This is a genomic window from Streptomyces hygroscopicus subsp. hygroscopicus (assembly GCF_001553455.1).
In the GTDB taxonomy this organism is placed as follows: domain Bacteria; phylum Actinomycetota; class Actinomycetes; order Streptomycetales; family Streptomycetaceae; genus Streptomyces; species Streptomyces hygroscopicus.
In genome coordinates this window covers 1-13,792 of sequence record NZ_BBOX01000206.1, presented here as the reverse complement: position 1 = coordinate 13,792, position 13,792 = coordinate 1, and the positions used below count along the sequence as shown (strand labels likewise).

Below are 13,792 nucleotides of genomic sequence, written 5' to 3'. Positions count from 1 at the left end.
GCCGACATCCCCGCCGATTCGGTCAAGCCGTCGATGGCCGTCAAGGTCGGCGGTGCGGACAAAGGCACCGTCGCCGTGGCGGGGCCGGCCAACAAGGGGCCCATCAAGTCCGGTGAACCGATCGAGATCCCCGATCTCACCGGCACCTACACACCGGGTGCGACGGGCAAGTCCACGCTCACGCCCGGGGTGCTGACGGTCAAGGCGCTCGGTACGACCACCACCTGCACCCCGTCGAAGGACCCCGGTGTCTCGCTCGAACTGGACACCTCGGCCCAGCCGGGCGGCACCAGCGGCGGTGACACGGCCGGTGGCGGCACGGCCGGTGGCGGCACCTCCGGCGGCGCCTCGTCGGCCGGAGGCGGCTCGGGCACCAGCGGCGGGCTCGCCGACACCGGTGCGGACGACCACGGCGGGCTGAGGGCGCTCGCCCTGATCGCCGGTACCACCGTTCTGCTCGGCGGCGCCATCTTCGTGCTCACCCCGTGGCGCAGGCTGCGCGGCACCACCCGCTGAGCGGTCGCCACGCGGAAACGGCGAAGGGCCCGGCGCGGGGAACACCGCGCCGGGCCCTTCGCCGTTTCCTCGTGGCGACCGGCCTCCCGGACCGACGTCAGCGGACGTCGGCCATCAAGGCCGCGACCTTCTTCCGGTACATGAACACCGCGAAGCCCGCGAGCGCCGCCATGGCCGCCTCCAGCGCGATCACCCCGACCCCGCTCATGTCCACCCCGGCGATGGACAGCAGCCCGGTGATGCAGTCGCCCGCGGTCACGGCCAGGAACCACACGCCCATCATCTGGCTGGCGTACTTCGCCGGCGCCATCTTGGTGGTCACCGACAGGCCGACCGGCGACAGGCACAGCTCGCCCATCGTCTGGATCATGTAGATGGACACCAGCCACAGCGGGCTGACCTTGGTGCCGTCCTGGGCCATCGCCATCGGCACGACGAAGACGAAGAACGAGGCACCGACCAGGACCAGGGCCATCGCGAACTTCAGCGTGGTGTTCGGCTCCCGGTCGCGCCGCGCCAGCCACAGCCACAGCCAGGCGAAGACCGGGGCCAGCGCCATGATCATCAGCGGGTTTACGGACTGGAACCACGAGGACGGGAAGTGCAGCCCGAAGATCGTGTCCGCGGTCTTGGAGTCGGCGAAGGCGGACATCGTCGAACCGCCCTGGTCGTAGATCATCCAGAACACGGCGGCGGCCACGAAGAACCAGATGTAGCCGCTCACCTTGGTCTGCTCGACCGCCGACAGGTCCCGGTCGCGCTTGATCCGGATCAGCACCCCGGTCGGGATGACCAGACCCAGGACGGTGATCGGGACCAGCACCCAGTTGAGGGCCCAGCTGCCGCTGAGGACCACCCCGGTGTAGAAGACCGCGGCGACGATCAGCCAGATCATCGCCTTGCGCAGCCAGGAGCGGCGCTCCTCGGCCGCCAGCGGGGTGGGGACGACGCTGCTCTCCGGGCTCAGGTGGCGGGTGCCGATCAGGAACTGGACCAGGCCCAGCGCCATGCCCAGTGCGGCGAGCGCGAAGCCCAGGTGCCAGTTGTACGACTGCCCGACGGTGCCGATCACCAGCGGGGCGGCGAAGGCGCCGATGTTGATGCCGATGTAGAAGAGGGTGAAGCCGCCGTCCCGGCGCGGGTCCTGCGGACCGTCGTAGAGCTGGCCCACCATCGTCGAGATGTTGGCCTTGATCAGACCGGAGCCGAGCGCCACCAGGCCGAGGCCGACGAAGAAGGTCGCCTGACCGGGGACGGCGAGCGCCAGATGCCCGGCCATGACGACACCGGAGGCGATCACCACCGTCCTGCGCGGGCCCCAGACCCGGTCGCCGAACCAGCCGCCCGGCATGGCCAGCAGATAGACCAGGGCCAGGTACACCGAGTAGATGGCCACCGCGTTGCCCTCGGACATCCCGAGCCCGCCGCCCTGTCCGCCGACCTTGGCGTCGGGGCCGCCGGAGATCAGATAGACGACGAGGAGGGCCCGCATGCCGTAGAAGCTGAACCGCTCCCACATCTCGATCATGAAGAGAGTGGCCAGGCCGCGGGGGTGGCCGAAGAAGGTTTTGCCGCCGGCAGGGGTCCCCTGCGCGGTGGCGCCCTTCGTCAGGCTGGACGCCATGGTGGTTTCCTTGTGTGCTCAGGAGCGCTGCCGGCGGGGCCAGCGCCCGTGGGGGGATGGCTGAGCGACTGAGCGCCGGGCATGGGCCGGGCCGGTCGTGCCGACCCCGTCCCCCCGGACACGACAGAGACCTTCGGCGCGCGTCGTGACGGCCAAAGGCCCCGGAGGAGTGCTGCAGACGTTGTTTCACCATACGACACGTGCTTGACACTCTCGGGCGGGGTGAGAGATACGTCACGCGTGCGCTATGCAACCGTCCGTGTTCCGCCCGTCGCACCGTACGCCCCCGTGCCCCGACCTCGGCGGACTACCATCACCCCATGACCCGAGTACTGCTCGCCGAGGATGACGCATCCATCTCGGAGCCGCTCGCCCGCGCCCTGCGCCGCGAGGGGTACGAGGTCGAGGTGCGCGAGGACGGACCCACCGCGCTCGACGCCGGTCTGCAAGGAGGCGTCGACCTGCTCGTCCTCGACCTCGGCCTGCCGGGGATGGACGGGCTCGAGGTCTGCCGCCGGCTCCGCACGGAGGGCCACGGCTTTCCGGTGCTGGTGCTCACGGCCCGCGCGGACGAGGTGGACACGGTGGTCGGCCTGGACGCCGGTGCCGACGACTACGTCACCAAACCGTTCCGGCTCGCCGAGCTGCTCGCCCGGGTGCGGGCGCTGCTGCGGCGCGGCGCCGTCGAGACGCAGCAACAGCAGCCGGCCACCCACGGGGTGCGGATCGACGTGGAGTCGCACCGCGCCTGGATGGGGGACGAGGAGCTGCAGCTGACCGCCAAGGAGTTCGACCTGCTGCGGGTCCTGGTCCGGGACGCCGGGCGGGTCGTCACCCGCGATCAGCTGATGCGCGAGGTGTGGGACACCACCTGGTGGTCCTCCACCAAAACCCTCGACATGCACATCTCCTGGCTGCGCAAGAAGCTCGGTGACGACGCGGCCAACCCCCGCTACATCGCCACCGTCCGCGGCGTCGGCTTCCGGTTCGAGAAAAGCTGACCAGGGCTGACACGGTAGGGCAATGCGCCGTCGCTTGATCAATTCCACGCTGGCCGTGGTGCTCGTCGTCATCGCGGTCTTCGGCCTGTCGCTGGTCATCGTCGAGACGCGGACCATCGAGAACAGCGCCAAGGAGAGCGTGAGCTCCGACGCCGTGCGCCTGGTCAGCATCGTCGACAGCAGACTGCTGGGCGGTGAGGGGGTCACCCCCCGGGTGCTGCGCGAGCAGATCGAGCCCGGCCGCTACGCCGTGATCAAGATGCCCGACCACCGCGAGCTGGAGATCGGCAAGCGCCCCAAGGGCAGTGTCATCTCCGCCGAGGAGTCGGGTGAGCAGGGCGAGGTGGTACGGGTCGAGGCGTCCCGCTCCACGGTGAGCCGCGAGGTCGGCCGCACCATGCTGATCATCCTCGCGGTCGCGCTGCTGGCCGTGCTCGCCGCGGTCGCCCTCGCCGTGCGCCAGGCGCACCGGCTCTCCGCCCCGCTCACCGATCTCGCGGAGACCGCCGAGCGGCTGGGCTCCGGGGACCCCCGGCCGCGCCACCGGCGCTACGGGGTGCCCGAGCTGGACCGGGTCGCCGACGTCCTGGACGCCAGCGCCGAGCGCATCGCCCGGATGCTCACCGCCGAGCGGCGGCTGGCCGCCGACGCCTCGCACCAGCTCCGTACGCCGCTGACCGCGCTGTCGATGCGGCTGGAGGAGATCACGCTCACCGACGATCCGGAGACGGTCAAGGAGGAGGCGACGATCGCGCTGGGCCAGGTGGAGCGGCTCACCGACGTCGTCCAGCGGCTGCTGACCAACTCCCGTGACCCGCGCAGCGGGTCCGCGGTCGCCTTCGACCTGGACGAGGTCGTCAAGCAGCAGATCGAGGAGTGGCGCCCGGCCTCGCGGAGCGAGGGCCGCGCCATCGTCCGCTCGGGCAAGAAGGGGCTGCGCGCGGTGGGCACCCCGGGCGCGGTCGCCCAGGTACTGGCGACGCTGATCGAGAACTCGCTGATGCACGGTGACGGCACGGTCGCGCTGCGTACCCGGGTCACCGGCAACCAGGCCGTGGTGGAGGTCTCCGACGAGGGGCCGGGGGTGGCGCCGGACCTGGGGGCGCGGGTCTTCGAGCGGACGGTCAGCGGGCGGAACTCCACGGGGCTGGGGCTCGCCGTCGCCCGGGACCTGGCGGAGGCGGACGGCGGCCGGCTGGAGCTGCTGCAGCAGCATCCGCCGGTGTTCGCGCTCTTCCTCAGCCGGGAGGCCGAGGAGCCGCCGGGTTCCTGAGCGGGTTCCTGGCCGGGTTCCTGACCGGCTCCCCGGTGGTGAGCGGCTCCCGGCCGCGCGTGCGCGGCCTGCCGGGCGGGCTCTCGCCCGCGCGGGGCGGGCCCCGGCTCCTGCCGGGCGGGTCCCGCTCCCGCTTCCTGCGGGCGGGTCCCTGCTACTTCCGGACCCGCTACTTCCGGACCGGCTGCTTCCGGGTGGCCTGGGCGGGCGGCGCCTCGGACAGGAACGCCTCCGCGCTCTCGACGGCCTTCCGCGCGGGCAGCGTCCGGAACACCCAGGTCCGGTACGACCAGAAGCGGAACAGGGTGCCCAGGCCGATGCCGAGGAACTTGAACACATTGCTCTGCAGTGAGCCGTCCCACCCGAAGCCGTAGGTGGCGATGTAGAGCACACCGTTCTCGATGACCAGGCCGATGGCGCTGAACAGCAGGAAGAGGCTGAGTTCCTTGGTGCGGCCCTGCTTGTCCCGGTCGCGGTAGGTGAAGTAGCGGTAGCCCACGTAGTTGAAGCCGGTGGCGACCACCGTCGCCACGATGCTGGCCCGCACCACGGGCAGGTCGGTGACGCTGCGCACCAGGTTGAACACCGCGAGGTTGACGAAGACGCCGGCACCGCCGACCACCCCGAACTTCGCGATCTCGCGAGCCAGTTGCCCCATCTGGGCGCGCAGCCCGCCGAGTGTGCTCCGTTCACTCATGGTGATCGTTCAGCCCCATCCCGTCGGTGTCGTCAATCCCCCCATGCTAACCAGCGGCCGTGGCGCCCGCCCCGCAGGCGGCGTCAAGAGCCCGGTGAGAAAAACTGGAGGTTCCTCCAACGCAGGTCAGGGCCGGTCGGCGGGGGAAGTTACCCTGGGAGGGTGACATTCCCGGTAGTCGGCATGGTCGGAGGCGGCCAGCTCGCCCGTATGACCCATGAGGCGGGCATCCCCCTCGGCATCAGGTTCAAGCTGCTCAGTGACACCCCCCAGGACTCGGCGGCCCAGGTGGTCAGCGATGTCGTCGTCGGCGACTACCGCGACCTGGACACTCTTCGTGCGTTCGCACAGGGCTGTGACGTGGTCACCTTCGACCACGAGCACGTCCCGGCCGACCATCTGCGCGCCCTGGAAGCGGACGGCGTGGTCATCCGCCCCGGGGTCGAGGCGCTGCTGCACGCCCAGGACAAGGGCGTGATGCGCGAGCGGCTGCGGAAGGCCGGTGTGCCGTGCCCGCGCCACCGCATCGTGGCGGACCCCGCGGACGTCACGCGGTTCGCCGAGGAGGAGGGCGACGGCTTTCCCGTCGTCCTCAAGACGGTGCGCGGCGGCTACGACGGCAAGGGCGTATGGGTCGTCCGCCGGGCGGAGGAGGCGGCCGAGCCGTTCCGCGCCGGAGTGCCCGTCCTGGCCGAGGAGATGGTCGACTTCGCCCGCGAGCTGGCCGCCAATGTCGTACGGTCCCCGCACGGCCAGGCCGTGGCCTACCCCGTCGTGGAGTCGATCCAGGTGAACGGGGTCTGTGACACCGTGATCGCCCCGGCCCCCGGTCTTTCCGAGGAGCTGTCCGGCCAGGCGCAGGAGATGGCGCTGAAGATCGCGGCGGAGCTGGGGGTGGTCGGCCATCTCGCGGTCGAGCTGTTCGAGACCCGTGACGGCAGGCTGCTGGTCAACGAATTGGCGATGCGCCCGCACAACTCCGGTCACTGGACCCAGGACGGCGCCGTCACCTCCCAGTTCGCCAACCATGTGCGGGCCGTGCTGGACCTGCCGCTCGGCGATCCGCGGCCGCGTGCGACGTGGACCGTGATGACCAATGTGCTCGGCGGCGACTTCCCCGACATGTACGCCGCGTATCTGCACTGCATGGCCCGCGACCCGGCGCTCAAGATCCATATGTACGGCAAGGACGTGAAGCCCGGACGCAAGGTCGGCCACGTCAACACCTACGGCGACGACCTGGCCGATGTGCGCGAGCGCGGCCGGCACGCAGCCGACTACCTCCGAGGGACCATCACCGAATGAGCGCTCCTGTGATCGGCGTCGTCATGGGCTCCGACTCCGACTGGCCCGTCATGGAAGCGGCGGCCAAGGCCCTCGACGAGTTCGAGGTGCCCTACGAGGTGGACGTCGTCTCGGCGCACCGCATGCCGCGCGAGATGGTCGCCTACGGGGAGAACGCGGCGGACCGCGGACTCAAGGCGATCATCGCGGGCGCGGGCGGCGCCGCCCATCTCCCGGGCATGCTCGCGTCCGTCACCCCGCTGCCGGTCATCGGGGTGCCGGTGCCGCTGAAGTACCTCGACGGCATGGACTCGCTGCTGTCCATCGTCCAGATGCCCGCTGGGGTCCCGGTGGCCACCGTCTCGGTCGGCGGCGCCCGTAACGCGGGGCTGCTCGCCGCCCGGATCCTGGCCGCGCACGACGCCGGTCTGCGCACGCGGATGCGCGAGTTCCAGGACGAGCTCAACGCGCAGGCCACCGAGAAGGGCAAGCGGCTGCGCGCCAAGGTGGAGGGGGCGCGCTCCTTCGGCTTCGGCAAGTGAGGATCATCACGTGACTTCGGTCGGGCCGCACTGCAAGATGTCAGGATGACCGACCGCCTCGCCCAAGCCCGTGACCTGCTGGCCGCCCACCCCGTCGTGGACGGTCACAACGATCTCCCCTGGGCCCTGCGCGAGCAGGTCCGCTACGACCTCGACCGGCGCGACATCGCCGGCGACCTGAGCGCGTACACCCACACCGACATCCCCCGGCTGCGGGCCGGCGGTGTGGGCGCGCAGTTCTGGTCGGTGTACGTGCGCTCCGACTTCAGCGGCGACACGGCGGTCAGCGCGACCCTCGAACAGATCGATGTCGTCCGGCGGTTCACCGAGCGGTACGCGGCCGAGCTGCGCCCCGCCCGCACCGCCGACGACATGGAGGCGGCGCGGGCCGAGGGCCGGATCGCCTCCCTCATGGGCGCCGAGGGCGGCCACAGCATCAACTGCTCCCTGGCCACCCTGCGCACCCTGTACGACCTGGGCGTGCGCTATATGACGCTCACCCACAACGACAACGTCCCCTGGGCGGACTCGGCGACCGACGAGCCGAGGGCGCACGGCCTCACCCGCTTCGGCGAGGAGGTGGTGCGCGAGATGAACCGGCTCGGCATGCTGGTCGACCTCTCCCACGTCTCCGCCGACACCATGCGCGCCGCGCTCCGGGTGACCGAGGCGCCCGTGGTCTTCTCGCACTCCTCCGCACGCGCCGTCTGCGACCATCCGCGCAACATCCCCGACGACGTGCTGGAGCTGCTGCCCGCCAACGGCGGCGTGGCGATGGCCACCTTCGTTCCCAAGTTCGTGCTCCCCGAGGCGGTCGACTGGACCCGGGAGGCGGACGAGAACATGCGCGCCCACGGACTGCACCCGCTGGAGATGACGCCCGCGGCGATGAAGGTCCAGCGCGCCTTCGAGGAGGCCAACCCGCGGCCCCTGGCCACCGTGTCGACCGTCGCCGACCACCTCGACCACATGCGCGAGGTGGCGGGCATCGACCACATCGGCATCGGCGGCGACTTCGACGGCACCCCCTTCACCCCCGAGGGCCTGACCGATGTCGCGGGCTACCCCAACCTCGTCGCCGAACTCCTCGACCGCCGCTGGTCACCGGCCGACCTGGCCAAGCTGACCTGGCAGAACGCGGTCCGCGCCGTGCGTTCGGCCGAGGAGGTGGCGCACGGGCTGCGCGCCTCCCGGGGCCCGTCCATCGCCACGATCGAGGAGCTGGACGGGACCGGCCCCAGCCGCTGACCCGGGCCGGGACCGACGTCGGCCACTGAGGCCCACTCCGGCCGCTGATCCCGGCCGGGACCCATTCCGGCCGCTGATCCCCGGCCAAACCGGGGTCCCGGCCCAACCGGTCCCCGGCCACTGAGCCGCTGTCAGGCGCGTTCCCCGGTCAGGGGCGGATGAGGCAGAAGGGGTGCCCCGCCGGGTCGGCGTACACCCTGAAGTCCCGCTTCCCGCCGTCGTCGTCGAGGTCCAGCGCCCGCGCTCCGAGCTCCAGCACCCGCTCCTGGGCGCTCTCCATGTCCGTCACCCGCAGATCGAGGTGCAGCTGCTGCGAGCCGTCCGCCGAGGGCCAGCTCGGCGGTACGAACCCCGGGGCCTCCTGGAAGGCCAGCCGGGGCCCGGCGGGCAGGAAGAGATCGACCCAGCGCCGGCCCTCGTTCTCGATCTTTCCGCCCAGCACCTGCTGGTAGAAGCGGGCCAGCGCGGTGGGGTCGGGGCAGTCGATGACGACGACGTCCATTGTGGCAACGGCCATGGTTCCTCCTCGTGGTCCGGTGGTTCCGGGTTGACCACGAGGCACCGGCTGAAACCGCGGCGCTCGGCTGGCGCTACGGCGGTCAGTTCAACACCACCGCGGCCGGGCCCGCCCTACGGCGTCGGGGTCACACCGCCACGGTCAGGCTCTCACACCACGGTTCTCGCACCACGGCGGTCACATGGCCGCCGGGTCCTCGCACCATGGCGGTCACACGGCCGCCGGGTCCTCGTCCCATGGCGGTCAGGCCAGCGGGCGGCCCAGGGCGCGGTAGGTCCAGCCGGCCTCGCGCCAGCGGTCCGCGTCCAGGGCGTTGCGCCCGTCGAGGATGCGCCGCTCGGCGACCACGTCGCCGAGCCCGGCCGGGTCCAGCTCGCGGAACTCGCGCCACTCGGTCAGGTGCAGCACCGCATGGGCGCCCCGGGCCGCCTCGGCCGGGTCGGCCGCGTAGGCGAGGGTGGGGAAGAGCGCACGGGCGTTCTCCATGCCCTTGGGGTCGAAGACGGTGACCTGGGCGCCCTGGAGCTGTATCTGACCGGCCACGTTGAGCGCGGGGGAGTCCCTGACGTCGTCGGAGTCCGGCTTGAAGGTCGCGCCCAGCACCGCCACCCGCTTGCCCAGGAAGCTGCCGCCGACGGCGTCGCGGGCCAGCTCCACCATATGGCCGCGGCGCCGCATGTTGATCGAGTCGACCTCGCGGAGGAAGGTCAGCGCCTGGTCGGCGCCGAGTTCACCGGCGCGCGCCATGAAGGCCCGGATGTCCTTGGGCAGGCAGCCGCCGCCGAAGCCGATACCGGCCCGCAGGAACTTCCGGCCGATGCGCTCGTCGTGGCCGATGGCCTCGGCGAGCTTGACCACATCGCCGCCCGCCGCCTCGCAGACCTCGGCCATGGCGTTGATGAACGAGATCTTCGTCGCCAGGAAGGAGTTGGCCGCGACCTTCACCAGCTCGGCGGTCGGGAAGTCGGTCACCACGAAGGGCGAGCCCTCGGCGAGGGGCTTGGCGTACACCTCGCGGAGCAGCTTCTCGGCCCGGTCGCTGGTGACGCCCACCACGATCCGGTCCGGCCGCAGGGTGTCCTGGACGGCGAACCCCTCGCGCAGGAACTCGGGGTTCCAGGCCAGCTCGGCGTCGGCCCCCACCGGGGCCAGCTCGGCCAGCCGGGCGGCGAGCCGGTCCGCGCTGCCGACCGGCACCGTGGACTTGCCCACCACCAGCGCGGGACGGCGCAGATGCGGGGCGAGCGACTCCACCGCCGCGTTCACGTAACTCATGTCACACGCGTACTCGCCGTGCTTCTGCGGAGTGTTCACGCAGATGAAGTGGACGTCGCCGAACTCTCCGGCCTCCTCGTAGGAGGTGGTGAAGCGCAGCCGCCCGCTGGCCCCCTCGATCCCCGCGGTGTGGCGCCGCAGCAGCTCCTCCAGGCCCGGTTCGTACATCGGCACCCGGCCCGCCGTGAGCATCGCGATCTTCTCGGGCACGATGTCGAGGCCCAGGACCTCGAAGCCCAGTTCCGCCATGGCCGCTGCGTGGGTGGCGCCGAGATAGCCGGTGCCGATCACGGTGATCTTGAGGGCCATGGAAGTGCTCCAGAACGGTCGGTCGCAGATGCGGTGCCTGAGCATAGTCGGGACCGCGGGACGGGCTCAGCCGACGGTGTCGGCTAACTCACCTATACGTATCGGGAAGGCGACCCTAGAATTCAGTTACTTAACGGTAGTTAGCACTCTTGGGGAGTGAGAGGCTTGGCGTCCTCGGTGAACGACTTCGATCTGTACCGGCCGTCCGAGGAGCACGACATGCTCCGCGACGCCGTCCGCTCGCTGGCCGAGGCGAAGATAGCCCCCTACGCCGCCGAGGTCGACGAGGCGGGCCGGTTCCCCCAGGAGGCGCTCGACGCCCTGGTCGCCAACGATCTGCACGCGGTGCACGTCCCCGAGTCCTACGGCGGCTCGGGCGCGGACGCGCTGGCCACCGTGATCGTCATCGAGGAGGTCGCCCGGGTCTGCGCCTCCTCCTCGCTGATCCCCGCGGTCAACAAGCTGGGCTCGCTGCCGGTCATCCTCTCCGGCTCCGAGGAGCTGAAGAAGAAGTACCTGGCCCCGCTCGCCAAGGGCGACGCGATGTTCTCCTACTGTCTCTCCGAGCCGGACGCGGGCTCGGACGCGGCGGGGATGAAGACCAGGGCGGTGCGCGACGGCGACTCCTACGTCCTCAACGGCGTCAAGCGCTGGATCACCAACGCCGGGGTCTCCGAGTACTACACCGTGATGGCCGTCACCGACCCCGAGAAGCGCTCCAAGGGCATCTCCGCCTTCGTCGTCGAGAAGTCCGACGAGGGCGTGTCCTTCGGCGCCCCGGAGAAGAAGCTCGGCATCAAGGGCTCCCCGACCCGGGAGGTCTACCTCGACAACGTCCGCATCCCCGCCGACCGGCTGATCGGCGCCGAGGGCACCGGCTTCGCCACCGCCATGAAGACCCTCGACCACACCCGGATCACCATCGCCGCCCAGGCCCTCGGCATCGCCCAGGGGGCCCTGGACTACGCCAAGGGCTATGTCCAGGAGCGCAAGCAGTTCGGCAAGCCGATCGGTGACTTCCAGGGCGTCCAGTTCATGCTCGCCGACATGGCGATGAAGCTGGAGGCCGCCCGGCAGCTCACCTACGCGGCGGCGGCCAAGTCCGAGCGCGTGGCCGCCGGAGGCGGCAAGGAGGACCTGACCTTCTTCGGCGCCGCGGCCAAGTGCTACGCCTCCGACGCCGCGATGGAGATCACCACGGACGCCGTCCAGCTGCTCGGCGGCTACGGCTACACCCGCGACTATCCGCTCGAGCGGATGATGCGCGACGCCAAGATCACGCAGATTTATGAGGGCACGAACCAAGTTCAGCGGATCGTGATGGCGCGCAACCTCCCGTAGCCGCGCCGCCACGGCATCCGCTACGACGAACGACCGCCGCCGGCCCGAGCGGGCCGGCGGCGGTCGTTTCGTACCGGCTCCGGGTCAGTTGCCGGAGACGGTGACCTTCTCGTCGTTCTTCAACTCGCTCACCAGCTGCTTGACCTTGGTCATGTCCCACTGCACCGCGCTGCCCTTGGAGGTGGCCAGGCCCGGGTTGGAGACGGGCATGTTCATCTGCTTGCCCTCGCCGCCGGAGACGCCCTTCATCGCGAAGAACATGTCCTTCACGTCCCACAGGCCCATGTCCTTGTCCACGATCAGCGAGTCCAGGCCCGCGCCCATCGTCGGGTAGAGCTTGAACGGGTTGAGGACCGTGCTGGGGGTGGCGGCCTTGTTCGCGAGCGCGGAGAGGAACTTCTGCTGGTTCCGGGTGCGGTCCAGGTCGCCGCCGGCCAGGCCGTAGCGCTGACGCACGAAGGCGAGCGCCTTCTGGCCGTCGAGCGTCTGCTTGCCCTTCTTCAGGTCGGTGCCGGCGTGCTTCTCCTTCATGTCCTGGGGCACGTCGATCTCGACGCCGCCCACCGAGTCCACGATCTTGGCGAAGCCGTCGAAGCCGATCTCCGCGTAGTGGTCGATGTGCAGACCGGTGTTGTACTCGATCGTGCGGACCAGGAGCTCGGGACCGGCCATGGAGAAGGACGCGTTGAGCTTGTTCTGCGACTGGCCGTAGCGCTTGCCGGAGTCCGGTCCGGTGAACGACGGGATGGTGACCCAGGAGTCACGCGGCAGGCTGACCATGGTGTTCCCGTTGTCACCGACGTGCAGAAGGATGATCGAGTCGGTGCGGCGGCCATCGGCCGAGCCGGTGTGGAGCTTCTTCTTGTCCTCGGCGGACATGCCCTCGCGGCTGTCCGACCCCACGATCAGGTAGTTGGTGCCCTTGCCACCGTCCGGCCGGTCCTCGACCTTGCTCAGGTCCACCTCGTTGCGGAGCTTGGAATCGGCCCAGATGTAGGTGCCGATGCCGACCGCGAGCAGCACGACGACCAGGGTGACCAGGCCGATGGTTATCCGGCGCTTCCAGTTCTTCGGCCTCACCGGACGCGGGCCGCCGCCGGGACCCCCGGGACCCCTCGGGTCCCCCGGTCCGCCGCCCGGTCCGCCGTGGCCGTGTCCGTAGACCTGTCCGGTGTTGTAGCCGTCGTCATAGTCATCCTGCCCCTGGGACGCCTGCTGCCGGGGAATGGTGCCGCGGGGTGAGAGGTCGGGCGGCAGCGGCGGCTCGCCGTACGGCGGCGGACCGCCCGCACCCGGCGCCGTGCGCCTCACCTGCGGCATGGCGCGCGCCCCTTCCGGTTCGGCGCTGCCGCTGCCACGTCCGTACCGGCCGCTGCCGTCGCCGGTCCATCCCTGGGGCCATTCGCTCATGCAAGGCAGTGTGCCTGGTCGGGTGCGCCCCCTTACAGGGCGGGGGCCGGATCGGGGCGCGGCTGTTGCAGACCTGATAAGAATCCGGTCCGCATAAGGTGGACGGCATGACCAATCAGGCCCAGGGTGCGCAACCGGAGCTTCCGGGAAAGCCCACCTCCGCCTCCCGCACCACGCTGTCACACATCATGACGGGCAGTGACACCAATCTCCTCGGGACCGTGCACGGCGGCGTGATCATGAAACTGGTGGACGACGCGGCCGGCGCGGTCGCCGGACGCCACTCCGAGGGACCCGCGGTCACCGCGTCGATGGACGAGATGGCCTTCCTCGAACCGGTCAGAGTCGGCGACCTGGTCCATGTGAAGGCCCAGGTCAACTGGACCGGCCGGTCCTCCATGGAGATCGGGGTGCGGGTGCTGGCCGAGCGGTGGAACGAGTCCACGCCCGCCACCCAGGTGGGCAGCGCCTATCTGGTCTTCGCGGCCGTCGACGCCGATGGCAAGCCCCGGCCCGTGCCTCCGGTCATCCCGGAGACCGAGCGGGACAAGCGGCGCTACCAGGAGGCCGAGATCCGGCGGACCCACCGGCTGGCCCGGCGCCGCGCGATCAAGGAGCTCCGCGCCCAGCGCGCCACCCGGCGCACCGAAAGCGCCGCGGGCGCGGCGGGCGCCGGTGGTGCCGAGGGCGCGGCGGGCGCCGAGGGGGTCGAAGGCCGCTAGCACGGCCGTGCCCCGACCGGCGTGCCGGTGCCC

The 13,792-nt window shown here is 70.8% G+C and carries 12 protein-coding genes and 1 pseudogene; 8 read left to right on the top strand and 5 right to left on the bottom strand.

Annotated features, from left to right (window positions below):
* A pseudogene (locus tag AXW62_RS21710) lies at nt 1-516 on the top strand (hypothetical protein); the annotation flags it as partial.
* 97 nt (nt 517-613) lie between these two features.
* On the opposite strand, the gene AXW62_RS21705 reads toward AXW62_RS21710, so the two are convergent.
* Nucleotides 614-2,140, bottom strand: a complete 1,527-nt coding sequence (locus AXW62_RS21705) for a peptide MFS transporter (protein WP_060946002.1) — start codon at nt 2,138-2,140, stop codon at nt 614-616.
* A 320-nt stretch (nt 2,141-2,460) separates the two neighbouring features.
* Here AXW62_RS21705 and AXW62_RS21700 point away from each other — a divergent pair, with 320 nt between their 5' ends.
* Entirely contained in the window at nt 2,461-3,141 is a 681-nt protein-coding gene (locus tag AXW62_RS21700; protein WP_014061218.1) for a response regulator transcription factor, read from the top strand.
* A gap of 22 nt (nt 3,142-3,163) precedes the next feature.
* Nucleotides 3,164-4,414 carry a sensor histidine kinase gene (locus AXW62_RS21695; protein WP_030837161.1) on the top strand — a complete coding sequence of 417 codons (1,251 nt, stop codon included), beginning with the start codon at nt 3,164-3,166 and terminating at the stop codon, nt 4,412-4,414.
* A 169-nt stretch (nt 4,415-4,583) separates the two neighbouring features.
* Here AXW62_RS21695 and AXW62_RS21690 read toward each other — a convergent pair whose 3' ends face one another.
* Complete coding sequence (locus tag AXW62_RS21690; RefSeq protein WP_060946001.1) at nt 4,584-5,111, bottom strand: GtrA family protein; 528 nt, start codon at nt 5,109-5,111, stop codon at nt 4,584-4,586.
* 183 nt (nt 5,112-5,294) lie between these two features.
* On the opposite strand from AXW62_RS21690, the gene AXW62_RS21685 reads away from it, so the two are divergent.
* The 3 genes from AXW62_RS21685 to AXW62_RS21675 are packed head-to-tail and all read left to right on the top strand — an operon-like array spanning nt 5,295 to nt 8,185.
* Complete coding sequence (locus AXW62_RS21685; protein ID WP_060946000.1) at nt 5,295-6,416, top strand: 5-(carboxyamino)imidazole ribonucleotide synthase; 1,122 nt, start codon at nt 5,295-5,297, stop codon at nt 6,414-6,416.
* On the top strand, nt 6,413-6,937 hold the full coding sequence (gene purE, locus AXW62_RS21680) for a 5-(carboxyamino)imidazole ribonucleotide mutase (RefSeq protein ID WP_060945999.1): 525 nt from the start codon (nt 6,413-6,415) through the stop codon (nt 6,935-6,937). The genes AXW62_RS21685 and purE overlap by 4 nt, the downstream gene beginning before the upstream one ends.
* A gap of 45 nt (nt 6,938-6,982) precedes the next feature.
* Nucleotides 6,983-8,185 (top strand): dipeptidase, encoded by a 1,203-nt coding sequence (locus AXW62_RS21675; RefSeq protein WP_060945998.1) that lies wholly within the window; start codon nt 6,983-6,985, stop codon nt 8,183-8,185.
* Between the two features lie 148 nt (nt 8,186-8,333).
* Here AXW62_RS21675 and AXW62_RS21670 read toward each other — a convergent pair whose 3' ends face one another.
* Nucleotides 8,334-8,702, bottom strand: coding sequence for a VOC family protein (locus tag AXW62_RS21670; RefSeq protein WP_030837146.1), 369 nt, complete (start codon nt 8,700-8,702; stop codon nt 8,334-8,336).
* A 243-nt stretch (nt 8,703-8,945) separates the two neighbouring features.
* Entirely contained in the window at nt 8,946-10,286 is a 1,341-nt protein-coding gene (locus tag AXW62_RS21665; protein WP_060945997.1) for a UDP-glucose dehydrogenase family protein, read from the bottom strand.
* Nucleotides 10,287-10,451: 165 nt separating this feature from the next.
* On the opposite strand from AXW62_RS21665, the gene AXW62_RS21660 reads away from it, so the two are divergent.
* Nucleotides 10,452-11,627: an acyl-CoA dehydrogenase family protein gene (locus AXW62_RS21660; protein WP_030837140.1), complete on the top strand. Its 1,176-nt coding sequence runs from the start codon at nt 10,452-10,454 to the stop codon at nt 11,625-11,627.
* A gap of 84 nt (nt 11,628-11,711) precedes the next feature.
* On the opposite strand, the gene AXW62_RS21655 is transcribed toward AXW62_RS21660, so the two are convergent.
* Nucleotides 11,712-13,037 carry an LCP family protein gene (locus AXW62_RS21655; protein ID WP_079115725.1) on the bottom strand — a complete coding sequence of 442 codons (1,326 nt, stop codon included), beginning with the start codon at nt 13,035-13,037 and terminating at the stop codon, nt 11,712-11,714.
* 107 nt (nt 13,038-13,144) lie between these two features.
* On the opposite strand from AXW62_RS21655, the gene AXW62_RS21650 reads away from it, so the two are divergent.
* Nucleotides 13,145-13,759, top strand: coding sequence for an acyl-CoA thioesterase (locus AXW62_RS21650; protein WP_244503161.1), 615 nt, complete (start codon nt 13,145-13,147; stop codon nt 13,757-13,759).
* Nucleotides 13,760-13,792: the final 33 nt, after the last annotated feature.

Coding starts and splice junctions, on each gene's coding strand:
- AXW62_RS21705 (WP_060946002.1), bottom strand. CDS start 2,140: ATGGCGTCCAGCCTGACGAAGGGCGCCACCGCGCAGGGGACCCCTGCC.
- AXW62_RS21700 (WP_014061218.1), top strand. CDS start 2,461: ATGACCCGAGTACTGCTCGCCGAGGATGACGCATCCATCTCGGAGCCG.
- AXW62_RS21695 (WP_030837161.1), top strand. CDS start 3,164: ATGCGCCGTCGCTTGATCAATTCCACGCTGGCCGTGGTGCTCGTCGTC.
- AXW62_RS21690 (WP_060946001.1), bottom strand. CDS start 5,111: ATGAGTGAACGGAGCACACTCGGCGGGCTGCGCGCCCAGATGGGGCAA.
- AXW62_RS21685 (WP_060946000.1), top strand. CDS start 5,295: ATGGTCGGAGGCGGCCAGCTCGCCCGTATGACCCATGAGGCGGGCATC.
- purE (WP_060945999.1), top strand. CDS start 6,413: ATGAGCGCTCCTGTGATCGGCGTCGTCATGGGCTCCGACTCCGACTGG.
- AXW62_RS21675 (WP_060945998.1), top strand. CDS start 6,983: ATGACCGACCGCCTCGCCCAAGCCCGTGACCTGCTGGCCGCCCACCCC.
- AXW62_RS21670 (WP_030837146.1), bottom strand. CDS start 8,702: ATGGCCGTTGCCACAATGGACGTCGTCGTCATCGACTGCCCCGACCCC.
- AXW62_RS21665 (WP_060945997.1), bottom strand. CDS start 10,286: ATGGCCCTCAAGATCACCGTGATCGGCACCGGCTATCTCGGCGCCACC.
- AXW62_RS21655 (WP_079115725.1), bottom strand. CDS start 13,037: ATGAGCGAATGGCCCCAGGGATGGACCGGCGACGGCAGCGGCCGGTAC.
- AXW62_RS21650 (WP_244503161.1), top strand. CDS start 13,145: ATGACCAATCAGGCCCAGGGTGCGCAACCGGAGCTTCCGGGAAAGCCC.